Consider the following 26,590-nt stretch of genomic DNA (forward strand, 5'->3'; position numbering starts at 1 on the left):
AGAATGTTGAAATTATAACAGAAAGGCCGTCTGAAAACTTTTCAGACGGCCTTCGATTTAATTCAGCTTAAGATTATTTATCGCGGCTGAATACGATTTTGGTAGCTTGGATAGCAACGCAGACAGCACCACCGATGAAGATCAAGTCAGCAGCGGTACGAACCCAACGCAGGGTATCCAGGATTTCCATTTGCAGGAATTCTTCGCTACGTGCATACCACAGACCATGAGTGATAGAAGCGTAAGCTTGGATCACGCCGACCGGCAACAGGCTGATGGCAATCATACCGACCAGACCGCCGTTCAGCAGCCAGAAGCCCCAAGTCATCAGTTTGTCATCAAATTGAGCATTAGGTTTCAGGTAGCGTGCAACCAGCAATACAAAACCCAGAGCCAAGAAACCATACACACCGAACAGAGCCGCGTGAGCGTGAACTGCAGTAGTGTTCAGACCTTGGATGTAGAACAGGGAAATCGGCGGGTTAATCAGGAAGCCGAATACGCCAGCACCGATCATGTTCCAGAAGGCAACTGCTACGAAGCACATCAGAGGCCAACGCAGACGTTTCGCCCAGTCAGACAGGTGTTGGTAAGACCAGTGTTCGTAAGCTTCACGACCCAGCAGAATCAAAGGTACAACTTCCAAAGCGGAGAAACATGCACCGATTGCCATAGAGGCAGAGGTAGAGCCGGAGAAGTACAAGTGGTGCAATGTACCTGGAATACCGCCCAACATAAAGATGGCAGCAGCAGCCAAAGTAGAAGCAGTGGCAGTACTACGGCGGACAAAGCCCATGTTGTAGAAGATGAATGCGAAGGCAGCAGTAGCGAACACTTCGAAGAAGCCTTCTACCCACAGGTGAACCACCCACCAACGCCAGTATTCCATCACAGCGATTGGAGATTTCTCACCGTAGAACAGACCAGGAGCGTAGAACACACCCACACCGACCATAGAAGCTACGAAGATAGCCAACAGGTTTTTGTCTGTACCTTTTTCTTTAAAGGCAGAGATGGTGCAACGCAACATCAGGAACAGCCACAACAGCAAGCCGACCATCAGCAGAAGTTGCCAGAAGCGACCCAAATCCAAGTATTCGTAACCTTGGTGACCAAACCAGAAGTTCAGCTCAGGTGGAATGATGTGAGTCAAAGCAAAGAAGTTACCTGCGTAAGAACCGCCGACTACGATGAACAGGGCGATGTACAGGAAGTTCACACCGGCACGTTGGAATTTAGGATCTTTACCGCCGTTCACAATCGGAGCCAAGAACAGACCTGCTGTCAGGAAGCCGGTTGCAATCCAGAAAATAGCGGATTGGATGTGCCAAGTACGGGTCAGCGCATATGGGAACCAATCGGCCATTTCAAAGCCCAAGGCGGTATCGATACCGTAGAAGCCTTGACCTTCGACAGTATAGTGAGCGGTCAAACCACCCAACAGTACTTGTACGACAAACAACGCAACAGTCAGGAATACATATTTGCCCAACGCTTTTTGAGAAGGAGTCAGTTGTACTTTGGAAATAGGATCCTCAGTAGGTACTTCAACCTCTTCGTGTTTGGTCAAGAAAGAGTAACCCCACATCAGCAAGCCGATACCCATCAGCAACAATACCACGCTGGTGAAAGACCACATGTAGTTTTCAGTAGTCGGTACGTTGTTGATCAGAGGCTCATGCGGCCAGTTGTTGGTGTAGGTGAAAGTTTCGTCAGGACGGTTGGTCGAAGCAGACCAAGAAGTCCAGAAGAAGAAATTGAACAGTTTTTCACGCGCTTCTGTGCTTGGCAATGTATTGTTTTTCATTGCAAAGTGTTCGCGAGTGGTTTGGAACTTAGGATCGTCGCTGTATACACCGTGGTAGTAAGGCAGGATGCTTTCGATCGCTTTCACGCGGGTTTCGCTGACAACGACAGAACCATCTTCCTTAACACGGCTTTGATTGCGGTATTCGTCAGCCAAACGTGTTTTCAGAACAGCTTGTTCTTCAGGAGAAACTTCGTCAAATTTTTTGCCGTAAGTTTCTTGCGCAGTCAGATCCAACCATGCAACCAGCTCGCGGTGCAGCCAGTCGGCAGTCCAGTCCGGAGCTTGGTATGCACCGTGACCCAATACAGAGCCGACTTCCATACCGCCGGTAGTTTGCCATGCAGATTGACCTGCCAAAATATCGTCTTTGGTCATCAGGACTTTGCCGGATGCGGAAACGACTTGTTCAGGGTATGGCGGAGCCTTTTTATAGACTTCGCTACCCATATAACCAAGAATGGTAAAGCATACTGCCAGTACGGCAAACAGCAAGTACCAAAGCTTCTTGTACTGTCCCATTTTAAGTACTCCTTGATTTTGGTAAAAAGTGGTTGGGTATTAATTCATCAAATATGAATGTTAAAGATTGTATCACGGTTTAATAAGTAAAGAAATATTTTGTCAATAATATTCCTTTAAAACCATTAACTTATATGATATTGATTCCCATTTGCCTATACAGACCCTCCTTTATCGTATTTTGTGTTAAGTTTTCGCTAACATTTTCACACAAAAATAAACTTTTCGATGTATTTTTTTATACTTCTAAAGGAGTATTTAGGGATTAAAAGATTCATATTCCCTGAACAATTTGATTTACATCAAAATATGACCAAACAAGCGCCTACATAATCATACAAAACTTCGAACCATCCTATCAGGATTCTTAACTTTTCTTACTATAAGGAAACTTTAAACATGAAACGCCAAACCTTAGCCGCACTTATCGCTTCTGTATTTGCATTGGCCGCATGCGGCGAGCAAGCTGCTAAACCAGCTGAAACTCCAGCTGCTACCGCTTCTGCTGAAGCTCCTGCCGCTTCCAACTCACAAGCTGCTGCAGAGACTCCTTCTTCAGAACTGCCTGTAATCGATGCTATCGTAACTCACGCTCCGGAAGTTCCACCTCCAACTGATCGCGATCATCCGGCTAAAGTACGCGTTAAAATGGAAACCATCGAAAAAACCATGACCATGGAAGACGGTGTTGAATACCATTACTGGACATTCAACGGCGACGTTCCGGGCCAAATGATCCGTGTACGCGAAGGCGATACCGTAGAAGTAGAATTCTCTAACAATCCTTCTTCTACCGTTCCTCATAACGTTGACTTCCACGCTGCTACCGGTCAAGGCGGTGGTGCAGAAGCTACCTTTACTGCCCCAGGCCACACTTCTACCTTCAGCTTCAAAGCACTGCAAGCCGGTTTGTACATCTACCACTGTGCCGTTGCTCCTGTAGGTATGCACATCGCCAACGGTATGTACGGTTTGATCTTGGTTGAACCTAAAGAAGGTCTGCCTAAAGTGGACAAAGAGTTCTACATTGTACAAGGTGACTTCTATACTAAAGGTAAAAAAGGTGCTCAAGGCCTGCAACCTTTCGATATGGATAAAGCGATTGCTGAACAACCTGAATACGTTGTATTTAACGGTCACGTAGGTTCTATCGCCGGCGACAACGCCCTGAAAGCTAAAGCTGGTGAAACTGTTCGTATGTACGTTGGTAACGGTGGTCCTAACTTGGTATCTTCTTTCCACGTTATCGGCGAAATCTTTGACAAAGTATATGTTGAAGGTGGTAAACTGATTAACGAAAACGTACAAAGTACAATTGTTCCTGCCGGTGGTGCCGCTATCGTTGAATTCAAAGTCGACATTCCAGGCAGCTACACTTTGGTTGACCACTCTATCTTCCGTGCGTTCAACAAAGGTGCTTTGGGTCAATTGAAAGTTGAGGGTGATGAAAACCCTGAAATCATGACCAAAAAACTGAGCGACACCGTTTACCAACCTGCCGGTGCTGCCGCTTCTGCTCCAGCAGCTGCGTCTGGTGCTTCTGAAGCCGCTAAATAATCTCTCGGTTTAATACGCCAAGCCACTGCTGCCCTACTCTTTAGAGCCGCAGTGGCTTCCATCACGATTAATCTTCCTGTTCAATCAGACAGATTGATTTTTCAGACGGCCTTGTTATGATTAGGCTATCTGAAAAATAAATTTCCTGTTTCAATCGATAATAAGGGCGTACCATGAAACTCATACGACTCCTCCTCTTAGGCAGTGCCTTAATCTGCGGCAATACATTTGCTGCCGAAATGGTAAAAATCGAAGGAGGCAGCTACCGTCCTCTCTATCTCAAAAAAGAAACTTCCCTTATTAGAGTCAAACCTTTCCAGCTTGACAAATATCCGGTAACCAATGCTGAATTTGCCGAATTTGTGAAAACACATCCGCAATGGCAAAAAGGCAATATCGGCTCCAAACACGCTGAAAAAGCTTACCTGAAACATTGGGTAAAAAACGGCAGCAACAGTTTTGCGCCTAAAGCCAGCGAACTCAAACACCCTGTAACCAATGTTTCATGGTTCGCCGCAAATGCCTACTGCGTTTCCAAAGGCAAACGTCTGCCGACTATTGACGAATGGGAGTTTGCAGGCTTGGCTTCTGCCACTCAAAAAGACGGCTCTGCCGAGCCTGGCTATAACCGCACCATCTTGGATTGGTATGCAGACGGCGGCCGCAACGGCCTGCGCGACATCGGTAAAAGCAAACCCAACTACTGGGGTGTATATGATATGCACGGCCTGATTTGGGAATGGACTGAAGACTTCAACAGCAGCCAACTCTCTGCCGGCTCGTCCAACACCCAAATGTTCTGTAGCGGCGCATCCGTAGGCTCAAGTGATCCGTCCAACTATGCGGCATTCTTACGCTACGGCATCCGCACCAGCCTGCAGTCCAAATATGTTTTAAATAACTTGGGCTTCCGCTGTGCGAGCAAATAAAGTTTAGTTTTTTATCACCAAAGCAGCTTTGGCGGTACTGAAAGGTATCGCCGCTTTTTTTGGCCGTCTGAAAAGATATGGCGCACAAAGACAAATTGTGGCATAATCCGCCCGTCTTTCTAAAAAGGCACTTAGGAGTTTGCTTAGGTCGTTTGGCTTGGCAAACTTGTCCGAACCTGAAAAGGTTCTTTTATTTTCGGAGTTATCCATCATGGCATTGACCGTAGAACAAAAAGCACAAATTGTTAAAGATTTCCAACGCAAAGAAGGCGATACCGGCTCTTCTGAAGTACAAGTCGCTCTGTTGACTTTCCGTATCAACGACCTGACTCCTCACTTCAAAGCCAACCCTAAAGACCACCACAGCCGTCGCGGCCTGTTGAAAATGGTTAGCCAACGTCGTCGCCTGTTGTCTTACCTGCGTCGTACTCAGCCTGATACTTACCGTACACTGATTACCCGCCTGGGTCTGCGTAAATAATTTATGCTTAAATCAACACCGCCTTCGGGCGGTGTTTTTTATTAACATACCGATGCCGTCTGAAACACAGGCCCACGCTCTGTGTTATACTTCCACACGCTTAAGCAGCAAGGCTTAAACTTCCAATCACTCCTTAAAGCTCCCATCAAAGCGAGAATCTGAATTGTCTGTTCATTCCATGTTGCACTCAGGAAAATTTTGGCTGAAAACCCTGGTTTTCAGCATTACCGCGCTTTTATGCCTCGCGGCGGTATTGAGTGCCTTAATGTTCCGCATATTCAACACAGAAAACATCGACGCGTTTATACAAAAAAACTTTTCCGCCCATGGCTGCCAAATCAAATACAACGCCACTATCGGCAGAAAATGGCTGCCGCGCCCCACGCTAATTTTAAAAGACCTCAGCCTTTCCTCTTCCGAACCTGACACACCGACGCTGAACATCGCCGAGTCCAAAATGGGCTTTGGTTGGAGCAGCCTATGGTCGGATGCGCCCATACTTGAGAAATGGATTCTTTTAAACCCGACACTGACACTGGACTCAAAACACCATCTGCCCGTCTGCCTACAACAAGACCCATCGTCAAAAGAAAGTTTTCAGCTCAACCGCGTCATCATCAATAACGGCAGCATCCGTTATCACAATAAAGAACAAGATATTGCCTTAAACGATCTGCAATTTTCCCTGCGCAGAGCTGATTCAGACGGCCGTCCATTCGATATGAGCGGCACACTGCAAAACATCGGTAACCCCATCAGTTGGCAAGGCATCGGCCATCTTGTACAAGATGATACCGGCTGGAGCGTTCCCGCCCTCAAATTAAACCTGCAAACCGTATTACTCAAAAACAAGCTGGATGCCCAAATCGCAGGCAGCCTTAATTGGCAAAACCAAACCGCCCTTTTGCGCGACTTCAATCTGCAAGCCGAAAGCGACTATCAAAACTTGCATATCAACGCACGTTCTCCCCTCTTGCAATTCAAAAACGGCTATTTGCACCTCAACACACTCAATGGCGCATTGACCGCAGGCAGTGAAAACAACCAATGGGACGGTTCATTCAAACTGGACAAAACCAACCTCTATCCAACCGTTTTGACCGCCGCCAATTTTGAACTCAAAGGCAGCCATAAAAACGACCGCCTCCAAACCAACTTTACCTTTTCCAGCCCGTTGGTTTGGCAAAAAGGCAAAGGCATCGATGCACCAAAACTACACCTCAGCACCCTACAAGACACCATCAACCGCCTTCCCCGCCCCCGATTCATCAGCACCCTCGAAGGACAGGCCAATTTCAGCCTCAATACATGGGAAGGCCGTCTGAAAGGCGCATTTGACAGACAAGCCCTCGCCTTGGCCTTTAAATACCAACGCGATGCCCAACCGCGTCCGCACCTTGACGCCGGTATCGCCTTACAAAAACTCAATCTGACCCCTTACTTGGAAGATCTGAAAACCCAGCCATCACTGAATCTTCCTTCCCTGCTGGCCAAATCCTGGTTGCCCGACATTGAGGCCAACCTCCAAATCGGCAGCATTCAAACTGCCGGCCTGCAATTAGAAAACATCGAATCCCTGCTCACCGCCGATAAAGAACATATCGCCCTACACCGTTTCAAAGCCGGGCTTTATGGCGGCAAAACTGAGGGCGGCCTGAGTATTGCGGCGACCCAACCTGCTTCCTACCACCTTCAGCAAAACGCGAAAGGCATACAAATTCAGCCGCTGTTGCAAGACCTGTTCGGTTTCCACAGCTTTAGCGGCAGCGGCGATGCCGTTATCGATATTCAAACTTCCGGCAACGACCGCGCTCAAATGATACAAGCCCTAAACGGCAGCCTGCTCCTCGATATTACCAACGGCGCATGGCACGGTATCGATATGGACAGCATTCTGAAAAACGGCATCTCTTCGGAAAAAATCGACAACAGCAACCTCAAAACCCCTTTCCATCATTTCATCCTCAATAGCGAAATCGAGAAAGGCATCAGCCATCATATCAACACCGAACTGTTTTCCGACAGCCTGCACGTTGTCAGCAGCGGCTATACCGATTTGAATACCCAAAAGCTGTCTGAAAACCTGCTTATCAGCAACGTGCTGCAACCCAAAAACAAACCGATCCCCCTCAAAATCGGCGGAACCGTACAAAACCCTTCCATTACCCTTGATTACAGCCGCTTGACCAATGGCATGAACACGTCTGCAGAAAAACAAAAAGCCCTGCAAGAAACCATACAAGAACAATGGAAGTGGCTCAAACCGCGCTAGGTTTTCAAATCAAAGGCCGTCTGAAACCCAAAAAGTTTCAGACGGCCTTTTAACAGATACCTTGTCAGAATAAGATGTTCACTTAGGAATGACCATATACACAATCAGTGCAACAATGATGGCAAACCATATCGTCAACATTATCAAGCCTTTTTTGGAGAGTTTTCTTTCTCTCCAATCGAACCTCACTATTTCTACCGTACCCTCAAACATAGACCCAATTATTTCCATCAATATTTACAGTAGAAATTCCAATAAACCCGACATCTACAAACCCAAACTCTCCCAAATCTCATCGATTTTGGCCGTAACGGCAGGGTCTTTTTTGATCACACGCCCCCATTCGCGGTCGGTTTCACCCGGCCATTTGTTGGTCGCATCCAAACCCATTTTGCCACCGAGTCCGCTGACGGGGCTAGCGAAGTCGAGGTAGTCAATAGGTGTATTTTCCATCAAAACAGTGTCGCGTACTGGGTCCATGCGCGTGGTTACCGCCCAGATGACTTCTTTCCAGTCGCGCACGTTTACATCGTCATCGACCACGATGATGAATTTGGTGTACATAAACTGGCGCAGGAACGACCAGCAACCCATCATCACGCGCTTGGCGTGTCCGGCGTACTGTTTTTTCATGCTGACCACCGCCATGCGGTAGGAACAGCCTTCGGGCGGCAGGTAGAAATCGGTAATTTCGGGGAACTGCTTTTGCAAAAGCGGTACGAACACTTCGTTCAACGCCACGCCCAAAACGGCAGGCTCATCGGGCGGTTTACCCGTGTAGGTGGAATGGTAAATCGGGTTTTCTCGCATGGTGATGCGTTCGACCGTGAACACGGGGAAATGATCCTGCTCGTTGTAATAGCCCGTGTGGTCGCCGTATGGGCCTTCCAACGCGGTTTCGTTCGGATGAATAACGCCTTCCAATACAATTTCGGCACGGGCAGGCACTTGCAAATCATTGCCGATACATTTCACCAGTTCCGTCCGCGAACCGCGCAGCAGTCCGGCAAACTGGTATTCGCTCAAGGTATCGGGAACAGGCGTTACCGCGCCCAAAATGGTGGCGGGGTCGCAACCGAGCACGACCGCGACGGGATACGGCGTATCGGGATTGAGTTTGCGGAATTCCTGATAATCCAATGCGCCGCCGCGATGCGACAGCCAGCGCATAATCAGCTTGTTCTTGCCGATTAATTGCTGGCGGTAAATGCCTAAGTTCTGGCGTTTTTTGTTTGGTCCGCGCGTGACGGTCAAACCCCATGTTACCAGCGGCGCAACGTCTTCCGGCCAGCAATGCTGAATCGGAAGTTTATACAAATCAACGTCTTCGCCTTCCCATACAATTTCCTGACACGGCGCGTTTTTCACCACGTTCGGCGCCATGCTCCAAATATCTTTCAGCAGCGGCAATTTAGAAAACGCGTCTTTAATGCCTTTGGGCGGTTCGGGTTCTTTCAAATACGCCAGCGTCTGCCCGATTTCGCGCAGCTTGGACACACTGTCCGCCCCCATGCCCAGCGCCACGCGTTCGGGCGTGCCAAACAGATTCGCCAACACGGGATAATCGTAGCGCGTACCGTCGGGCTTAATCGGGTGTTCAAACAACAGCGCCGGCCCTTCGGCACGCAGCACGCGGTCGGCGATTTCGGTCATTTCCAAATGCGGCGACACCGGATGCTGAATGCGCTTGAGTTTGCCATCGGCTTCCAATCCGGCGATAAATTCTCGCAAATCTCTGTATTTCATGATTTCATTTTCCTGAACAGGCCGTCTTAAAACAGACCGCCATTTCGGGTTTGAAAGATAAACCAGCGGCTATTGTACCTGCCAAATCCGTCCATATCCCAACTTTCCGCGTCCGAATTTCCATATTTTTTGCAAACTACCGTCAAATTTAAACAATATCTGCTTGTGATTGCTTTCAGACGGCCTTATCTTTGGTAGAATTCCAACTTAATCCAGTCATCAATCAATATCTATCGTGGGACGGCGGCCATGTTTGCATTTTTAGAATCTTTTTTCGTTGAATACGGCTATGCGGCCGTGTTTTTCGTTTTGGTTATTTGCGGCTTCGGCGTGCCGATTCCTGAAGATTTGACGCTGGTAACCGGCGGCGTGATTTCCGGCCTGGGTTATACCAACTCGCATATTATGTTTGCCGTCGGCATGCTCGGCGTATTGGTAGGCGACGGATTTATGTTTGCGGCCGGCCGGATTTGGGGACAAAAAATCCTTAAATTCAAACCGATTGCACGCGTGATGACGCCCAAACGCTATGCCCAAGTACAGGAAAAATTTGACAAATACGGCAACTGGGTTTTATTTGTCGCACGTTTCCTGCCCGGCCTGCGTACCGCCGTTTTCGTGACCGCCGGCATCAGCCGTAAGGTTTCCTACCTGCGCTTTATCCTGATGGACGGCTTGGCCGCGCTGATTTCTGTTCCGGTTTGGATTTATCTGGGCGAATACGGCGCACGCAATACCGACTGGCTGATGAAAAAAATGCACAGCCTGCAATCCGGTATCTTTGCGGTACTGGGCATAGGCGCAGTCATTGTCGGCTGGATTTGGTGGAGAAAACACCGCCGCCATACCTTCTTCCGTGAAAAATTACACGAAAAACGCGCTGAAAAAGCCAAAAAACAAGCCAATCAATAAACCTTTCCAGGCCGTCTGAAACACTTCCCCGCTTTCAGACGGCCTCTATCATTGACCCAAAACACCATGAAACAAAAAATCTTTGTCCTCTACACCGGCGGCACCATCGGCATGACCCAAAGCAGCGCCGGCCTGCGCCCCGACACCGCGCTCGTCGATAAAGCCCTTGCCCCCTTTTCAGACGGCCTTGATTTCGAATGGCACGTTTGCCAGCTGCTCATCGATTCTTCCGCGGTAACGCTGCAAAACCAACGCAACTGGCTGGAGCTTATTATCGCCAAACTGCCTGACTATGACGGCATTTTGGTGTTGCACGGCACGGATACCATGGCATACACCGCCAACCTCTTCTCCCTTTCGCTGCAAGGCTTGGACAAACCTATTATCCTGACCGGCTCGCAATGGCCTTACGATGCCGCCAACAGCGATGCGCCGCGCAACCTTGCCACCGCCGTTTCCGCCTTCTCGCTCAAGCTCAAACAAGTGGCCATTGCCTTTGACGGCAAACTCTTCCCCGCCGTCGGCAGCAGCAAGGTCAGCACCGAGACCGCCGCAGGTTTTGACAACCTGCATTTTGGCGCACTCGCAGAATGGGATGAAAACAAAGGTTGGCACAATATTCGTACCGCCCCGACCCAACATTCAGACGGCCTCAAACCGCGTCTTCCAAATCCTGAAGCCAAAGTTTCCGTCCGCACGCTGATTCCCGGTTATGCCGCACAAGAACTTTCAGACGGCCTGCCCTATCTTTCCGCCCAAGCCCTAATCCTGCAAAGCTACGGCCACGGAAATGCGCCAAGCAACGATGCGTTTGTCCGATCCGTCCAAGCCTTTACGCAACAAGGAAAATTGCTGCTCAACATCAGCCAAGTGCCGCAAGGTTGCGCCGCCGCCGTCTATGCCCAAGGCGATGCTTTGCGTCAGGCAGGTATTATCAACGGCGGCAAATGCAACCTTGAAACCGCCACTGCGCTGATGACCCTTGCCGTATCCCATGACTGGAATGCGGATATGATGCAACAAGAATTGCGACAATTAAATCTGCTGTAAACCCGCCATTAAACATGACTTTCACCGACACCCACTGCCATCTTGCCGACCCCAAACTTGCCGATACGCTGCCTGCAGTGCTTGCCGATGCACAAGCCGTCGGCGTGGCTCGTTTTATCGTACCGGCTACATCTCCAAATGATTGGCAGGCAGTTGCGCAGTTGGAGAGGCCGTCTGAAAACATCCATATCGCTTTGGGTATCCATCCGTGGTTTTCAGACGGCATTGATGAAACAGCGTTTCAACAATTAGAAACCGAACTGATCCAACATCCGCAGGCATGGGTTGGCGAAATCGGCTTGGATTTTTATGGCAAAGAGCAAACCCAAGCACAACGCGACACGCAAACCGACGTCTTTATCCGCCAACTCATCCTCGCCCAACACCTCAACCGCCGCGTCATCATCCATAATCTGAAAGCCACCGCCGCCATTGCCGCCGCCGTCAAAACCGCCGGTTTCACACGAGGCGGTATCGTTCACGCCTTCTCCGGCAGCGTAGAAGAAGCGCGGATTTTGGTGAAACTCGGCTTCAAAATCGGCATAGGCTCGCTATTGCTCAATCCCAATGCCAAAAAAGTCCGCATTGCCTTACAAGCTTTAAACGACACGGATTTCGTTCTCGAAACCGACAGTCCTTTCATGCTCGGCCAAGAAACCAACACACCAGCCAACATCCGACGTATCGCCGAAATTGCCGCAGAACTGCGTGGCGTACCGCTGGCGCAACTGGCTGAAATCACCGAGCAAAACGTGGATTCCCTGCTCCATACTTTCCCTTGATATGCCGACCTCAAGGCATCAAAAAGCCTTGCCCGGCCATTTCGTTTCCAAACCGACACACTCTGCCCTCCCTACCCCATATTCATGAATAAAAAGCGATACAAGGCCGTCTGAAAAAATGTTTTTGGCACAAAATATCGTTCACTCCGTCATCTCGGCTTTTTAACACCGTATTTTCCCTTTGATTGATAAAAAGTATTACGCATATTATTGGGCAAACTTTTTATTTACGTTAAAATATGCTTTTTTTTGATAATAAGGCCGTCTGAAACAGGCGGAAAATACTTATGGCAGAACAATATACACACTCCTCTACTTGGAAAAGCAAAATCAATGCTCTCGGCCCGGGTATCATGATGGCTTCGGCGGCAGTCGGCGGCTCGCACCTGATTGCCTCCACGCAGGCAGGCGCACTTTACGGCTGGCAGCTTGCGCTGATTATCATTCTGACCAACCTGTTCAAATACCCTTTTTTCCGCTTCAGCGCACATTACACGCTGGACACGGGCAAAAGCCTGATTGAGGGCTATGCCGAAAAAAGCCGCGTTTATTTGTGGGTATTTTTGATTTTATGTATTGCATCAGCAACGATTAATGCCGGTGCAGTCGCCATCGTTACCGCCGCCATCGTCAAAATGGCGATCCCGTCGCTGACTTTCGATGCCGGCATGGTGTCCGTCATGATTATGGTTTCCTGCCTGCTGATTTTGGCAAGCGGCCGCTATAAAGCATTGGACAACGTTTCCAAAATCATCATCGTCAGCCTGACGATCGCCACCGTCGCCGCGGCAGCCGTGGCCATGTCTCGCGGCATGCAGATGAAACCCGACTTTATCGAGCCTACCCCATGGACGCTGACCGGCTTGGGCTTCTTAATCGCGCTGATGGGCTGGATGCCTGCGCCGATTGAAATTTCCGCCATCAACTCTTTGTGGGTAACTGAAAAACAACGCATCAACCCTTCCAGCTACCGCGACGGTATTTTCGACTTCAACGTCGGCTACATTACCAGCGCGATTTTGGCGGTCGTTTTCCTCGCCTTGGGTGCATATGTACAATACGGCAACGGCGAGGAAGTGCAAATGGCCGGTGGCAAATATGTCGGCCAGCTGATTAATATGTACGCCGTGACCATCGGCGACTGGTCTCGTCCATTAGTGGCATTTATCGCCTTCGCCTGCATGTACGGCACCACCATTACCGTAGTGGATGGCTACGCCCGCGCGATTGCCGAACCGGTACGCCTGTTGCGCGGTAAAGACAAAACCGGCAACGTCGAACTGTTTGCTTGGAACATTTGGGTCGCAGGCTCAGGCTTGGCCGTGATTTTTTGGTTCAACAGCGCAATGGCGGAACTGCTCAAATTCGCCATGATTACCGCCTTCGTTGCCGCCCCTGTGTTCGCTTGGCTGAACTACCGCCTCGTCAAAGGCGACAAACGTCACAAACTGACGATGGGCATGAACTTCCTCGCCATTATCGGTTTGATTTATTTGACCGGCTTTACCGTTTTGTTCCTGCTGAACCAAACAGGCATCTTGGCTGCGCCTAAATAAGCCCATATAAAAAAGGCCGTCTGAAACTTAAAAACAGGTTTCAGACGGCCTTTCTAATCAATCATATCTTTTTGAATTTTCATTCAAACCCATTATAATGACTCCTTATTTCGCCGTTGCAGACCACCCGACGGCATCCGTATTTTGGAAAATTTATGAAGCCGTCTATCTTAGAAAAACTACAACAACTCAGCGATCGACTGGAAGAAGTCACGCATTTGCTCGGTCAGCCTGAAGCCACGTCCGACATGGACAACTACCGCAAACTCACACGCGAACACGCCGAACTGACCCCCGTCGTCGAAGTCTTCCAAAACTACCAACTGGCGCAAAGCGACTTGGCAGATGCCGAAGAATTGCTGTCTGACCCTGAAATGAAAGACTTTGCCGCTGAAGAAATCGAAGCGGCCAAAGCCAAAATTGACGAACTCGATACCGAATTGCAAAAACTGCTGCTGCCAAAAGATGCCGATGACGATAAAAATATCTTTATCGAAGTGCGCGCCGGTACCGGTGGCGACGAAGCCGCGCTGTTTGCTGGCGATTTGCTGCGTATGTACAGCCGCTACGCCGAGCGCAACCGCTGGCAGGTTGAAATCGTTTCCGCCAACGAAAGCGAATTAGGCGGCTATAAAGAAGTCATCGCCCGCATTATCGGCTTGGGTGCATACAGCCGTCTGAAATTTGAATCCGGCGGCCACCGCGTGCAACGCGTTCCTGCCACCGAAAGCCAAGGCCGTATCCACACTTCAGCCTGTACCGTCGCCGTCATGCCCGAAGCGGACGAACTCGAAGACATCGAGTTGAACCCCGCCGACCTGCGCATCGACACCTTCCGCGCATCCGGCGCAGGCGGTCAGCACATCAACAAAACCGACTCCGCCGTCCGCATTACCCACTTACCGACAGGCATGGTAGTCGAATGCCAAGACGGCCGCAGCCAACACGCCAACAAAGCGCAGGCGATGAAAGTCCTCGCCGCCCGCCTGAACGACGCGCAAAAACGTGAAGCCCAAGCCAAAGAAGCCGCCGAACGCAAATCCCTGATCGGCAGCGGCGACCGCAGCGAGCGCATCCGCACCTACAACTACCCACAAGGCCGCGTGACCGACCACCGCATCAACCTTACCCTACACAAACTGGATTTTGTGATGGACGGCGACTTGGAAGAAATCACCAATGCCCTGATTGCCGAGCATCAAGCCGAGCTTTTGGCGGCAATGGGGGATTGATATTTGCCTCACTCTGATCATCATTACCAATATAAAAGCCGTCTGAAATGTAAATTTCAGACGGCTTTTATTTAAAAACAAACAAACCTATAAAACAGTATTTATTTTGAGATTTGCTCCAAGGTCTGGATCATCAATAATTTAAAAGACTGTTGTAAAGGTTCAGGAAGTTGTAAAAAAATCAGTTCGACCGGCATTTCTTCTAAATCCTTTAATGTATTGTTTTGCTGTCTTTCCAAGTATTCTGCTAGCAGAAAAATAGACGAAACACGGCATCCCAATGCATCAGCAAGATATTTTAAGATAGCCTCACTGTATCCTTGATTACCATTCTCAAGATTGGAGATATTACTTTTCGAAGTATTTGCAAAATCAGCAAGTTGCTGCTGTGTCCAACCTTTTTGTTTTCTCAAAAATCTAATTGCACGACTTATATTCATGCAAAAGATATTAGAGAGAAATAGATTCAATTGAAATTGTATTGCTGTACTTCTTGACATAAAAATACTTAAATGCAATACTTCATACAGTTTTACTGTACTTTTCTATTTTTATCAAACTTTAAATCTTGAGGTGACCAAATGAAAATTAAACACTATCTCTTTGCTGGGATTTTACCAGTGATGTTATTAACTGGTTGTATGGGGGGCTTACCTTCATGCGGTTCAAGTGATGCAGAAGATTTGGTTAAAAAAATCATTAACCAACGCTCATTTCTTTTAGGTCAATTTGTTTCATTGGATGATGTGGAAGAAACTGCCGTTAATCATGATGCCGAAATAAGAGTATGTTCTGCCAAATTGACCACAACAAAAGGAAGTGAAAACATCACTTACTCAATCAAATGGCAGAATAAAGATAAAAGTAGTTTCTACTTAGAAATCAATTAAATATTAGGAGTGATACAAATGAAGGGACAAATTTTAGACTTTTCAATTCAAAACGGTGGTGGTCTGATCAACGGGGAGGATGGTAAGCGTTATCCATTTAAAAGCGAAGAATGGAAAGAACAAAACATTCCTACTCGAGGCATGAATGTTGATTTTGATATTAATGGAGATGGTCAGGCTATTGGTATTTACAAGGCACTAAATAGCAGTTCATCTAATAATGTCGTAAATGCATTCAATACTGTGGCGCAATCCAGAAATGAAAATGGACAATTATCACTGTTTGCCTTATTTTTGGAAACGCTATCTAAACGTTATGCACAATTTTCAGGGAGAGCATCCAAACGAGAATTTTGGGGATATACACTCTTTAGAATAATTGCAGATTTTTCCATTTTTATTGTCGCAATAATAATGTCTGAAATTAGCAGAAGTCTTGGAGATATTTTCTTCCTCCTATATTACCTATTTGCTCTAGCTGTAATTATTCCATCTTTATCTGTCGTTATTCGACGTCTCCATGATATAGGAAAATCAGGTTGGTGGTTTCTCATTATACTTATTCCTATTATTGGCCCAATCTGGCTAATTGTTTTGATGTGCCAACCATCCTTCAATGGGGATAATCAATGGGGTAGTATGCCTGAAAACTAACCTTCTAGAGTAAGGCCATCTGAAACAAAAATTTCAGATGGCCTTTCCCAATGAATTAATCAAACTTTGTCTTACTCATTTCTATTTTACTGATACTCTAATACTTCCAAAAATTATGACTTAACCTTCAATCACTGATCTCCATTTCTAAATTACCTGAATACCAGAATTTCCCCTATGAACAGTATATTTAAAATAGTGCGATCTTTTTTAAAATTAAAAAATATTTATTTTGAGTAAATATATAAACCGACACTTTTAGAGAAAATCATGATGCCCTGATTGCCGAGCATCAAGCCGAGCTTTTGGCAGCAATGGGGGATTGATGGATTTGGTCCATTGCGTTTATACTTTTCAGATGGCCTGATGACATATGTCAATATGGCTGTGTATATGTTATCCCAAAGTGATAAAATGCAGCACCAGCTGCGCCCCAGCAACACCCTTCTACAATTAACGAAAGAGAGGACACAAAATGGCAAAAATCCTGATCGCACCGGTATCTACCGGCCTGAGCGCCGATGCAGCGGCAAAAGCATTTGCAGCGGCATTGAATGCGCAAGTTTTCCAAGCCGTTGACTCCACTACAGAAGCCCTGTTGGCTCAAGGCAAGAGCGACGACTGGTTTGACGCACTTGTCGGTAAAGTTGCCGCATTAAACGCAGATAACCTCGTTATCGAAGGCATCACTCCTGATGCGGACAAATTGTTCTTGGCAGGCAAAAACGTCGAATTAGCGCTGTCTTTGGACGCAGGCGTTGTATTGGCGCTGAAATCCGACAACACCGACGCAGCCGCCGTTACCCAACAATTAAACCTCACCAAACAGCTCTACACCAACTCCCCGGGCTTATTGGAAGGCTTTATCATTGACGGCGCAGCCGCTGCTTTAGGCGCACAAGTTGCCGAGCAAACCGGCCTGACTTTCTTCGGCTCCAGCGACAAACTGCAAGACGTATCCGCTTTGGCCAAACGCGAAGCCAAACGCCTGTCTCCAGCCCAATTCCGTTACAACCTGATCGATTTCGCACGCAAAGCCGATATGCGTATCGTTCTGCCTGAAGGCGCCGAACCACGCACCGTCGCTGCCGCTGCTATCTGTCACGAAAAAGGCATCGCCCGTTGCGTACTGTTGGCTACCCGAGAAGAAGTTGAAGCCGTTGCGAAAGAGCGCGGCATCTCCCTGCCTGATTCTTTGGAAATCATTGATCCTGCTTCTTTGGTTGAGCAATACGTCGAGCCGATGTGCGAATTGCGCAAATCCAAAGGCCTGACTCCGGAAGATGCCCGCAAACAGCTGCAAGACACCGTCGTACTGGGTACCATGATGATGGCTCAAAACGACGTAGACGGTTTGGTTTCCGGTGCAGTCCACACTACTGCCAACACCATCCGCCCTGCCCTGCAACTGATTAAAACCGCTCCGGGTGCAAGCCTTGTATCCAGCGTATTCTTCATGTTGCTGCCTAACCAAGTATTGGCATTTGCCGACTGCGCGGTTAATCCGAACCCAACGCCTGAACAACTGGCCGACATCGCCATTCAATCTGCCGACAGTGCCAAAGCCTTCGGTATCGATCCCAAAGTGGCCATGATTTCCTACTCTACCATCAACTCAGGCAGCGGCCCTGATGTCGATGCAGTAATCGAAGCAACCAAACTGGCTAATGAAAAACGCCCTGATTTGGCCATCGAAGGTCCGTTGCAATACGATGCGGCTACCGTTCCATCTATCGGTCAATCCAAAGCTCCGGGCAGCGCTGTTGCCGGTCAAGCAACCGTTTTGGTTTTCCCAGACCTCAATACCGGCAACTGTACTTACAAAGCCGTACAACGCAGCGCCAACGTCCTGAGCGTAGGCCCGTTATTGCAAGGTTTGCGCAAACCGGTTAACGACTTGTCCCGCGGCGCATTAATTGAAGACATCGTCTTCACCATCGCCCTGACTGCCGTTCAAGCCAAACAAATGCAAGGCTGATTGACAAGCTGATGCTTTGAAATCAAAGGCCGTCTGAAACCGATGTTTCAGACGGCCTTTCGTATCTTTGCGCCAACTATATTATAATTCGCCATTATTTTCTGAAAGACTGCCCCAATGACTGCCTACCAGCAACAACTAGCCGACAAAAAGCAATATCTTCAGCAACTTTTCCAAGGACTGGATTTCCCTGAAATCGAAGTCTTTAAATCTCCGGAACAGCATTACAGAATGCGTGCCGAGTTCCGTATCTGGCATGAGGGTGGCAAAATGTTTTACGCCATGTTTGAACGAGGGCAAAAGGCAAGCGGGACAAGTCTGATCCGTTGCGACCAATTTCCTGCCGCATCCGAATCCATCAATGCCTTGATGCCGAAACTGATTGAAGCCGCATCCAATCATCCCGAGCTGAAAAACCGCTGGTACGCCGTCGAATTTTTGTCCACCTTAAGCGGCGAAATGCTGGTTACCATGATTTACCACAAGAAGCTGAACGAAGCATGGCAACAAGCCGCGCAAGAGCTGGCGCACAATTTGGGCATTCACATCATCGGCCGCAGCCGCGGACAAAAAATCGTATTGAGCCAAGATTTTGTGACCGAAGCGTTGGAAGTCAATGGCAAGACCTTCCGCTATCGTCAAATCGAGGGCAGCTTTACCCAACCCAATGCCCAAGTATGCCAAAAAATGCTGACGTGGGCGTGTGATGCCGCACAAAACTTAGGCAAAGACATGCTTGAGTTGTACTGCGGCAACGGCAATTTCACCCTGCCGCTTTCACAACATTTCAATCAGGTGCTGGCAACCGAAGTTTCCAAAACTTCCGTCAACGCCGCCCAATGGAATATTGAAGCCAACCAAATTACCAATCTTAAAATCGCCCGCCTGTCTGCGGAAGAATTTACCGAAGCCTACACGCAAAACCGTGAATTCCGCCGCCTGCAAGAACAAGGCATTGACTTGAAAAACTATGATTTTTCAACTATTTTTGTCGATCCTCCTCGCGCCGGCGTTGATGATGAGACGCTCAAATTGGTTGCCCGATTCGACAACGTCCTCTATATTTCCTGCAATCCTGAGACCCTGCGCGCCAACCTCGACACGCTCTGTCAAACCCATACCATCGAACGCGCCGCCCTGTTCGACCAATTCCCATTTACCCACCATATCGAAAGCGGTGTTTGGTTGAAGAAGAAAAAATAAAACCATACAAAAAGGCCGTCTGAATGTTCAGACGGCCTTTAATTAACAGCATATTAAGCGATTTTCAAATCAATCCGCTTCCAAAACCACTTTCATGGCTTGGTTTTCAGCAGCGTGTTTGAACACGTCGTAGGCTTTTTCCAATTCGCTGAATTTGAAACGGTGGGTCAGCATTTTGGTGTAATCCACTGAGCTGCTGGAAATGGCTTTCATCAGCATTTCGGTGGTATTCGCGTTAACCAGGCCTGTTGTGATGGCAAGGTTTTTAATCCACAGTTTTTCCAGTTTGAAATCAACGGATTGACCATGTACACCAACCACAGCAATATGGCCGCCGGGTTTCACGAGGTCTTGACACATATTCCAAGTCGCAGGGATACCGACCGCTTCAATGGCGCAATCTACGCCGTCTTCGCCAACGATAGCGGCAACTTGCTTGCTCACATCGCCGGAAGCAGGGTTGATAGTATGGGTCGCGCCCAATTCTTTCGCCAGTTTCAAGCGGTTTTCGTCCATATCGCAAACGATAATGGCGGCAGGACTATACAGTTGTGCAGTCAACAACGCAGACATACCGACAGGGCCGGCACCTGCAATGAATACGGTATCGCCAGGTTTCACATCACCATATTGCACGCCGATTTCGTGGGCGGTCGGCAAAGCATCGCTCAACAGCAGGGCAACTTCTTCGTTGACGTTGTCAGGCAGCGGAACCAAGCTGTTGTCGGCATAAGGCGTACGGACGTATTCGGCCTGAGTACCGTCAATCATATAGCCCAAGATCCAACCGCCGTTGCGGCAGTGTGAATAAAGTTGGATTTTACAGTTGTCGCAAGTACAGCATTTGCTGACACATGAAATAATGACTTTATCACCGACTTTGATGTTTTTTACAGCATCGCCGACTTCTTCTACAATACCGATGCCCTCATGACCGAGGATACGACCGTCGGCAACTTCAGGGTTTTTTCCCTTCCAAATACCCAAGTCGGTACCGCAAATCGTAGTTTTAACGATTTTGACGACTGCATCGGTCGGATCGATAATTTGAGGGCGGGGTTTTTCTTCGAAACGGATGTCGTTTGCGCCATGATAAACCATTGCTTTCATGTGAATCTCCTTGAGCGGTTAATAAACTTTAACAATACAGCGTAAATCTACGTTAACTATATTTATATACCCCTCCACTATATAAGTCAATTCTGATTATTATTTCGTATGTTATATTACAACATACTGTTTTAAAAATAAATAATTAAAAAGTAAATATTAATGAACACACCCACATCCTTTGCACGACGACTCATCGATTGGCAACGGCAGCATGGTCGTCACGACTTGCCTTGGCAGGTCAAAGACCCCTATTCCGTCTGGCTTTCAGAAATCATGCTCCAACAAACGCAGGTTGCTACCGTATTGGACTACTATCCGCGTTTCTTAACCAAATTCCCAACCGTGCAATCGCTTGCCGCTGCGCCGCAAGACGAGGTTTTATCCTTGTGGGCAGGCTTGGGCTATTACAGCCGCGCACGCAACCTGCACAAAGCCGCGCAACAAGTCGTCGGACAATTCGGCGGCATCTTTCCTTCCGAGCGCAAGGACTTGGAAACACTCTGCGGCGTAGGCAGAAGTACCGCTGCCGCCATTTCTGCCTTTGCTTTCAACCGACGAGAAACCATCTTGGACGGCAACGTCAAACGCGTTCTCTGCCGTGTCTTTGCCCAAGACGGCAATCCGCAAGATAAGAAATTTGAAAACTCGCTTTGGACGCTTGCCGAAAGCCTGCTGCCGTCTGAAAACACTGATATGCCTGCCTACACGCAAGGCTTGATGGATTTGGGCGCAACCGTCTGCAAACGGACAAAACCTTTGTGTCATCAATGTCCTATGGCAGACATCTGCGAAGCAAAAAAACAAAACCGCATTGACGAACTGCCTCGCAAAAAAACTGCTCCCGAAGTGCAAACCCTACCGCTTTACTGGCTGATTATTCATAACACTGACGGCGCATTATTGCTTGAAAAACGCCCTGCCAAAGGCATTTGGGGCGGTCTGTATTGCGTACCCTGTTTTGAAAAATTAGACGATTTGTATGCTTACGCCAAACGCTTCGGCATTGTTTCAGACGGCCTTGAAGAACAAACCACGTTTACCCACCGCCTGACCCACCGCTTATTGATGATTACCCCTTTTCAGACGCAACAAAGGCCGTCTGAACATCTTTCAGACGGCCTTTGGGTATCAGCGGAACATTTGGCAGATTATGGTTTGCCCAAACCTTTAATCAAATATTTGGCTAAAGGCTAAACCGCCCTATTCCACAATCTCTTTAAATACAACTTCTTTTCCGCCGCGAATCAGTACGGCAAACCCGTCGCCAATTTGCCAGCGCGAGCTTGGATTGGCGTACTCGACACCCTGACTGCGCAAGCGGACTTGCACCAGTTTCTCAACCGTATTGCCTTCACGCAGCTCAACCATCATCGGGCTGTGGCTGTTGATATAAATTGCAGTAATCGTCCGACCTTGTACGGATTGATAACGGACAGAATACGTCTGCGCCTGTGCAATGACCGGTAAAGGCGCGTCAGGGCGAACGGCCTTATAAGAACCGCACGCAGCGCACAAACTCACGCACAAAGCGCAGATGATTTTGTTCAACATAGGCATAGATTAGTAATGGTGATGCGGAATCTCGCCATCAAGACGGTAATAAGTGCCACAATATGGGCATTCAATCTCACTGTTGGACTGAATCGGCAAGAACACACGCGGATGGCCGTTCCATGTTTCATGATTAGGGCCGGAGCAATGCAGCGGCAAATCCTGCGGCTTGATGACTACAACGTTTTTTTCAGACTGTGTACTCATGGTTTGGTTCCTCACTATGTTTTCTTATCTTCCGATATTGTAAAGCAAAACGGCCAGTAGGTTCAGACTGAAAACATTATATAATCACTTTTTTCAGACGGCCTTTAATGATTATGACTACCCTGCTCCGCCTTCAAGATTTCGATACTTCCGATTCCGCTTCATTTCTTTATACACTCAGCGCAGCCTATTTGGATCAAACCGAACAGGCAGGCGACGAGGAAATGTCCGGCCTCAACGACGAACAGCATACATTGACCGCCCTTTGCTATCTCGACAGCCAGGTTCAAGAAGGCGGCTTCGTACAGCTTATCGCTTCAGGATACGGAGAATACATCTTCGGCAATCCGGTTGCCGACAGCCTGCGCCGCTGGCGCATCAAGCCGATACCGAAAATCTTAGACAAAGCCAAAGCCCTGTACGAAAAACACGGCGAAGCCATTGAAAAAATGGCGGACGAACAACAAGATTTCGACGAAATCCGCAAAGCTTTTCCCGATTTTGAAGAGCTTGACGGCGATTATTATGATGTTGTCGATAAAGACTTGGAAACTGCAGCAGCGTACGTTCAGGCAAATTGGGATAAATTTGCCAAACTGTCAGACTGAAACCATAAAACTTTGCCGGTTTGAATCATCTGTTCAAACCGGCAAAATCATCAATACGTCAAATTAACGTTTGTTTTTCTGATAAATCGGCATCACTTCAGGCAACATTTTGCGGATTGCATTGATACGCGCCTGATTGGTCGGGTGGGTCGACAAAATAGCCAATGAGCTGCCGCCCTGTACTTTGTTCATTTTTTCCCACACACTTACCGCAGCCTCAGGATTGTAGCCTGCTTCAGCCATCAAACGCACACCGCCGGCATCCGCTTCGCTTTCCTGATGGCGTGAGAACGGTTTGGTTGCCAACAAATCTGCACCCAAGCCGACCAAATCGCCATCCACACCGGTTGAGCTGGCCAAAATCGAACCGCCCAAGCCGGTCAATACTTGTCCGCCCAAAGCTTTTTTGCTGTGTTCCAACAGAGCATGGGTCATTTCATGGCCGACAACAGCGGCAATTTCATCATCAGTCAGCTTCAATTTCTCTACTATACCGGTGTACACGGCCATTTTACCGCCTGGCATTGCCCATGCGTTCATTTCATCACTGCGGATAACGTTCATCTGCCAGTTGAAAGGCACGCCGGTTTTGTTGGCGCGCTCAGCATGAGGACGCAAACGTGCAAACACGCGTTGAACGCGTTGAGCAGTTGGAGATGAAACATCCAAAGCTTTTTGACCACGTGCTTTTTGAATGACTTGTGTGTAACTTTTAGCCGCGTCTTCATTTAAAGTCGCAGTATCGTAGCCAACCATATCTGCTACAGAAGTACAGCCGGTCAATGCCAAAATCACGCCCATGCCGGCCCAATATTTTTTATTCCATTTTTTCAACATGTTTTCTCTCTGTGTTTTAAAATTAATGTAACAACATTGTACCCAAATTTAATACTCTTTACACAAAAGGCCGTCTGAACGGTTTCAGACGGCCTTTAAGCGTAATATTTAAGAGCGACGCTGCAACATCCAAGACTCAATCTTACGCGCATCATTTACGCGGGTTGTGGAAGACGGAGAGTTGAGCAACACAATGGTAATCGGCTGATTCTGTACATTGGCCTTAACCACCATAGAACGTCCTGCCTCGCGGATATAGCCGGTTTTCTGCAATTCAATATTCCAGCTGCCTTCACGCACCAAGGCATTGGAGTTTTTGTAGTTTTGACGACCATTTGCCGTCCAAACCGAGCCGTAATTTGAAGTAGAATTTTTACGGATCAGCGGATATTTGCTTGCTGCCGCAACCATGCGATTCAAATCGCGTGCAGTGGAAACGTTTTGGAAATTCAAACCGGTAGGCTCATAGAAACGACTGCTGGTCATACCCAGGCTTTGCGCTTTGGCATTCATAGCCGCAACAAATGCGCTCATACCGCCCGGATACGTACGGCCCAATGCATGAGTAGCACGGTTTTCACTGCTCATCAGGCTCAGGTGCAACAGTTCGCCGCGTGTCAGCGTCGTGCCGATGCTCAAACGGCTGCCCGTACCTTTCAAACGGTCGATTTCAGCCTCGGTAATCGTAATAGGCTCGTTCATATCCAGATGCGCATCCAAAACCACCATCGCGCTCATCAATTTGGAAATAGAGGCAATCGGCATGACACGATCAGGGTTTTTCTGATACAGCACTTCACCGGTTTTATTATTGAAAATCAAAGCAGATTGCGAAGACAGCAGAGGACCTGCCAAAGCGGCTTGAGCTTCGACTTGGTCGGCATGACTCAATGCAAAAGCTTCCAGCGGGTCATTTTGCACTGGGAAATTTTGCTCCAAAAATTGTCCCAATACATCCATATCATTGGCAACGGCAGGCGCAGAAGCAAAGGCCAATGCCACACCTGTCCATACCATTCCTAAAGTTTTATAGAATTTCATATCTGCCAATTCAAAAAAAAATACATTTAATTCAACATTCTGTTAAATTTTTCGCTAATTGTAAAGCGAGTTGAGAAAACTTTGCGTTTGTTTGCGAGATATTCAAATCCAACGTCCGCATCTGTTTCTTAGACGATACGGCGCAATGCCTGCTCTGATTTGAAAAAACACAAGATAGTCATTATACTTAGGCTCCTTTGTCAGAGGCATTCCCTCAATCCGGCAATACGCCCGAAATATCTGTTCCCCCTTTACAACACAGCCTCCATACAACCATACGAAGAAATTATTATGTCTGAAGAAAAACGCACCTGTTCATTCTGCGGGAAGTCCGAAAACGACGTTAAAAACCTGATCGAAGGCGAACACGCCTTCATCTGCAACGAATGTGTAGAAACTTGCGGCATAATGCTGCAAGACAACGAGTTCGGCGAAATTGAAAACGAGCTTGTCAAAGCGAAAGAAGAAAACGCCGAGAAAAAACTGCCTACCCCGGCCGAAATCGTTGCCAACCTCAACGACCACGTTATCGGTCAGGAACACGCAAAAAAAGCGTTGGCAGTATCGGTTTACAACCACTACAAACGCCTGCGCCACCCGAAAGCGGAGGGCAAAGTCGAGTTGTCCAAATCCAATATCCTGCTCATCGGCCCTACCGGATCAGGTAAAACCCTGTTGGCGCAATCTTTGGCGCGCAAACTGGATGTACCTTTTGTCATGGCGGATGCCACAACTTTAACCGAAGCCGGTTATGTCGGTGAAGACGTCGAACAAATCATCACCAAACTTTTGGGTAAATGTGATTTTGACGTTGAAAAAGCCCAGCGCGGCATCGTCTATATCGATGAAATCGATAAAATTTCACGCAAAAGCGACAATCCGTCCATCACGCGTGACGTATCCGGCGAAGGTGTGCAACAAGCCTTGCTGAAACTGATTGAAGGCACGGTAGCCAGCGTTCCCCCTCAAGGCGGTCGCAAACATCCGAACCAAGAATTCATCAACGTTGATACCACCAACATCCTCTTTATTTGTGGTGGTGCATTTGCCGGCTTGGAAAAAGTCATCCGCCAACGTACTGAAAAAGGCGGTATCGGCTTTGGTGCGGCGGTGCACAGCAAAGATGAAAACGCCGATATTTCAGCCCTGTTTGAAACAGTCGAGCCGGAAGACTTGATTAAATTCGGTTTGATTCCCGAGCTTATCGGCCGTCTGCCGGTGATTGCCACATTGGCAGAATTGGACGAAGATGCTTTGGTCAACATTTTGACCGAACCGAAAAACGCCTTGGTCAAACAATACCAAACCTTGTTTGAAATGGAAGATGTCGGCCTTGAGTTTGAAGAAGACGCCTTGCGCAGTATTGCCAAACTGGCGATGGAACGCAAAACCGGTGCGCGTGGCCTGCGCTCTATCGTCGAACGTTGCCTCTTGGACACCATGTACACCCTGCCAGATTTGAAAGACGTAGCAAAAGTCGTCATCAATAAAGAAGTGGTGGAAAAAGGCGATCAGCCAAAACTTTTCCGTGAAGACGGCAGCGAATATAAGCAATAAAGCTCATTCTCTGAAAAAGACGTGTACCCGTTACACGTCTTTTTTTATTTTTTAATAAAACCAAAAGCATATCTGAGACCTTTGCAAAATTCCTTTCCCCCAACA

At 48.0% G+C, this 26,590-nt stretch carries 25 protein-coding genes; 16 read left to right on the forward strand and 9 right to left on the reverse strand.

The window, feature by feature from the left end; genetic code table 11:
* Positions 1 to 73: 73 nt before the first annotated feature.
* Positions 74 to 2,329 carry a nitric-oxide reductase large subunit gene (locus tag HMPREF2865_RS01395; RefSeq protein ID WP_070645136.1) on the reverse strand — a complete coding sequence of 752 codons (2,256 nt, stop codon included), beginning with the start codon at positions 2,327 to 2,329 and terminating at the stop codon, positions 74 to 76.
* 399 nt (positions 2,330 to 2,728) lie between these two features.
* Here HMPREF2865_RS01395 and nirK point away from each other — a divergent pair, with 399 nt between their 5' ends.
* Together nirK and HMPREF2865_RS01405 are read left to right on the forward strand one after the other, a co-directional pair.
* The gene (gene nirK / locus HMPREF2865_RS01400) at positions 2,729 to 3,886 is read left to right on the forward strand and encodes a copper-containing nitrite reductase (protein ID WP_070584268.1); all 1,158 of its coding nucleotides are present in this window, start codon (positions 2,729 to 2,731) and stop codon (positions 3,884 to 3,886) included.
* A 173-nt stretch (positions 3,887 to 4,059) separates the two neighbouring features.
* On the forward strand, positions 4,060 to 4,815 hold the full coding sequence (locus HMPREF2865_RS01405; protein WP_070645140.1) for a formylglycine-generating enzyme family protein: 756 nt from the start codon (positions 4,060 to 4,062) through the stop codon (positions 4,813 to 4,815).
* Between the two features lie 3 nt (positions 4,816 to 4,818).
* Here HMPREF2865_RS01405 and HMPREF2865_RS01410 read toward each other — a convergent pair whose 3' ends face one another.
* Complete coding sequence (locus tag HMPREF2865_RS01410) at positions 4,819 to 5,028, reverse strand: hypothetical protein (protein WP_039861972.1); 210 nt, start codon at positions 5,026 to 5,028, stop codon at positions 4,819 to 4,821.
* Here HMPREF2865_RS01410 and rpsO point away from each other — a divergent pair.
* Positions 5,027 to 5,296 carry a 30S ribosomal protein S15 gene (gene rpsO / locus HMPREF2865_RS01415; protein ID WP_003679932.1) on the forward strand — a complete coding sequence of 90 codons (270 nt, stop codon included), beginning with the start codon at positions 5,027 to 5,029 and terminating at the stop codon, positions 5,294 to 5,296. The two genes, HMPREF2865_RS01410 and rpsO, sit on opposite strands and share 2 nt — an antisense overlap.
* Positions 5,297 to 5,474: 178 nt before the next feature.
* Positions 5,475 to 7,568: an AsmA family protein gene (locus HMPREF2865_RS01420; protein ID WP_070645143.1), complete on the forward strand. Its 2,094-nt coding sequence runs from the start codon at positions 5,475 to 5,477 to the stop codon at positions 7,566 to 7,568.
* Between the two features lie 267 nt (positions 7,569 to 7,835).
* On the opposite strand, the gene ubiD is transcribed toward HMPREF2865_RS01420, so the two are convergent.
* Positions 7,836 to 9,314, reverse strand: coding sequence for a 4-hydroxy-3-polyprenylbenzoate decarboxylase (ubiD, locus tag HMPREF2865_RS01430; protein WP_070645146.1), 1,479 nt, complete (start codon positions 9,312 to 9,314; stop codon positions 7,836 to 7,838).
* Positions 9,315 to 9,563: 249 nt separating this feature from the next.
* Here ubiD and HMPREF2865_RS01435 point away from each other — a divergent pair, with 249 nt between their 5' ends.
* The 5 genes from HMPREF2865_RS01435 (at position 9,564) to prfA (ending at position 14,846) form a co-directional block, all read left to right on the forward strand.
* Complete coding sequence (locus HMPREF2865_RS01435; protein WP_070645148.1) at positions 9,564 to 10,226, forward strand: DedA family protein; 663 nt, start codon at positions 9,564 to 9,566, stop codon at positions 10,224 to 10,226.
* Positions 10,227 to 10,292: 66 nt separating this feature from the next.
* Positions 10,293 to 11,276 (forward strand): asparaginase, encoded by a 984-nt coding sequence (locus tag HMPREF2865_RS01440; protein ID WP_070645150.1) that lies wholly within the window; start codon positions 10,293 to 10,295, stop codon positions 11,274 to 11,276.
* 14 nt (positions 11,277 to 11,290) lie between these two features.
* Positions 11,291 to 12,058 carry a TatD family hydrolase gene (locus tag HMPREF2865_RS01445; RefSeq protein WP_070645152.1) on the forward strand — a complete coding sequence of 256 codons (768 nt, stop codon included), beginning with the start codon at positions 11,291 to 11,293 and terminating at the stop codon, positions 12,056 to 12,058.
* A 287-nt stretch (positions 12,059 to 12,345) separates the two neighbouring features.
* Entirely contained in the window at positions 12,346 to 13,614 is a 1,269-nt protein-coding gene (locus HMPREF2865_RS01450) for an NRAMP family divalent metal transporter (protein WP_070645154.1), read from the forward strand.
* A 155-nt stretch (positions 13,615 to 13,769) separates the two neighbouring features.
* Positions 13,770 to 14,846 carry a peptide chain release factor 1 gene (prfA, locus tag HMPREF2865_RS01455; RefSeq protein WP_049348946.1) on the forward strand — a complete coding sequence of 359 codons (1,077 nt, stop codon included), beginning with the start codon at positions 13,770 to 13,772 and terminating at the stop codon, positions 14,844 to 14,846.
* Between the two features lie 101 nt (positions 14,847 to 14,947).
* On the opposite strand, the gene HMPREF2865_RS01460 is transcribed toward prfA, so the two are convergent.
* On the reverse strand, positions 14,948 to 15,346 hold the full coding sequence (locus HMPREF2865_RS01460; RefSeq protein WP_223168901.1) for a helix-turn-helix domain-containing protein: 399 nt from the start codon (positions 15,344 to 15,346) through the stop codon (positions 14,948 to 14,950).
* Positions 15,347 to 15,427: 81 nt separating this feature from the next.
* Between HMPREF2865_RS01460 and HMPREF2865_RS01465 the strand changes: the two genes are divergently transcribed.
* The 4 genes from HMPREF2865_RS01465 (at position 15,428) to trmA (ending at position 19,571) form a co-directional block, all read left to right on the forward strand.
* The gene (locus HMPREF2865_RS01465; RefSeq protein WP_003745794.1) at positions 15,428 to 15,736 is read left to right on the forward strand and encodes a hypothetical protein; all 309 of its coding nucleotides are present in this window, start codon (positions 15,428 to 15,430) and stop codon (positions 15,734 to 15,736) included.
* A gap of 18 nt (positions 15,737 to 15,754) precedes the next feature.
* The gene (locus tag HMPREF2865_RS01470) at positions 15,755 to 16,390 is read left to right on the forward strand and encodes a DUF805 domain-containing protein (RefSeq protein WP_004519377.1); all 636 of its coding nucleotides are present in this window, start codon (positions 15,755 to 15,757) and stop codon (positions 16,388 to 16,390) included.
* A 475-nt stretch (positions 16,391 to 16,865) separates the two neighbouring features.
* Entirely contained in the window at positions 16,866 to 18,368 is a 1,503-nt protein-coding gene (gene pta, locus HMPREF2865_RS01475; RefSeq protein WP_070645157.1) for a phosphate acetyltransferase, read from the forward strand.
* Positions 18,369 to 18,485: 117 nt separating this feature from the next.
* Positions 18,486 to 19,571 (forward strand): tRNA (uridine(54)-C5)-methyltransferase TrmA, encoded by a 1,086-nt coding sequence (trmA, locus tag HMPREF2865_RS01480; RefSeq protein ID WP_070645159.1) that lies wholly within the window; start codon positions 18,486 to 18,488, stop codon positions 19,569 to 19,571.
* A 69-nt stretch (positions 19,572 to 19,640) separates the two neighbouring features.
* On the opposite strand, the gene HMPREF2865_RS01485 is transcribed toward trmA, so the two are convergent.
* Entirely contained in the window at positions 19,641 to 20,681 is a 1,041-nt protein-coding gene (locus HMPREF2865_RS01485; protein ID WP_070645163.1) for a zinc-dependent alcohol dehydrogenase family protein, read from the reverse strand.
* A 162-nt stretch (positions 20,682 to 20,843) separates the two neighbouring features.
* On the opposite strand from HMPREF2865_RS01485, the gene mutY reads away from it, so the two are divergent.
* Positions 20,844 to 21,878, forward strand: coding sequence for an A/G-specific adenine glycosylase (gene mutY / locus HMPREF2865_RS01490; protein ID WP_070645166.1), 1,035 nt, complete (start codon positions 20,844 to 20,846; stop codon positions 21,876 to 21,878).
* 6 nt (positions 21,879 to 21,884) lie between these two features.
* Here mutY and HMPREF2865_RS01495 read toward each other — a convergent pair whose 3' ends face one another.
* Positions 21,885 to 22,241 carry a hypothetical protein gene (locus HMPREF2865_RS01495; RefSeq protein ID WP_063067965.1) on the reverse strand — a complete coding sequence of 119 codons (357 nt, stop codon included), beginning with the start codon at positions 22,239 to 22,241 and terminating at the stop codon, positions 21,885 to 21,887.
* Between the two features lie 3 nt (positions 22,242 to 22,244).
* Entirely contained in the window at positions 22,245 to 22,442 is a 198-nt protein-coding gene (locus tag HMPREF2865_RS11455) for a zinc-finger domain-containing protein (protein ID WP_003745781.1), read from the reverse strand.
* Positions 22,443 to 22,555: 113 nt separating this feature from the next.
* Between HMPREF2865_RS11455 and HMPREF2865_RS01505 the strand changes: the two genes are divergently transcribed.
* Positions 22,556 to 23,050, forward strand: coding sequence for a DMP19 family protein (locus HMPREF2865_RS01505; protein WP_070645198.1), 495 nt, complete (start codon positions 22,556 to 22,558; stop codon positions 23,048 to 23,050).
* 63 nt (positions 23,051 to 23,113) lie between these two features.
* Here HMPREF2865_RS01505 and HMPREF2865_RS01510 read toward each other — a convergent pair whose 3' ends face one another.
* Entirely contained in the window at positions 23,114 to 23,887 is a 774-nt protein-coding gene (locus HMPREF2865_RS01510; protein WP_070645172.1) for a M48 family metallopeptidase, read from the reverse strand.
* 108 nt (positions 23,888 to 23,995) lie between these two features.
* On the reverse strand, positions 23,996 to 24,928 hold the full coding sequence (locus tag HMPREF2865_RS01515) for a serine hydrolase (protein ID WP_070645200.1): 933 nt from the start codon (positions 24,926 to 24,928) through the stop codon (positions 23,996 to 23,998).
* A 291-nt stretch (positions 24,929 to 25,219) separates the two neighbouring features.
* On the opposite strand from HMPREF2865_RS01515, the gene clpX reads away from it, so the two are divergent.
* The gene (gene clpX / locus HMPREF2865_RS01520; protein WP_070645175.1) at positions 25,220 to 26,485 is read left to right on the forward strand and encodes an ATP-dependent Clp protease ATP-binding subunit ClpX; all 1,266 of its coding nucleotides are present in this window, start codon (positions 25,220 to 25,222) and stop codon (positions 26,483 to 26,485) included.
* Positions 26,486 to 26,590: the final 105 nt, after the last annotated feature.

Origin of the sequence: Neisseria sp. HMSC073G10 (assembly GCF_001812605.1) — a bacterium.
GTDB classification, from domain to species: Bacteria; Pseudomonadota; Gammaproteobacteria; order Burkholderiales; family Neisseriaceae; genus Neisseria; species Neisseria subflava_A.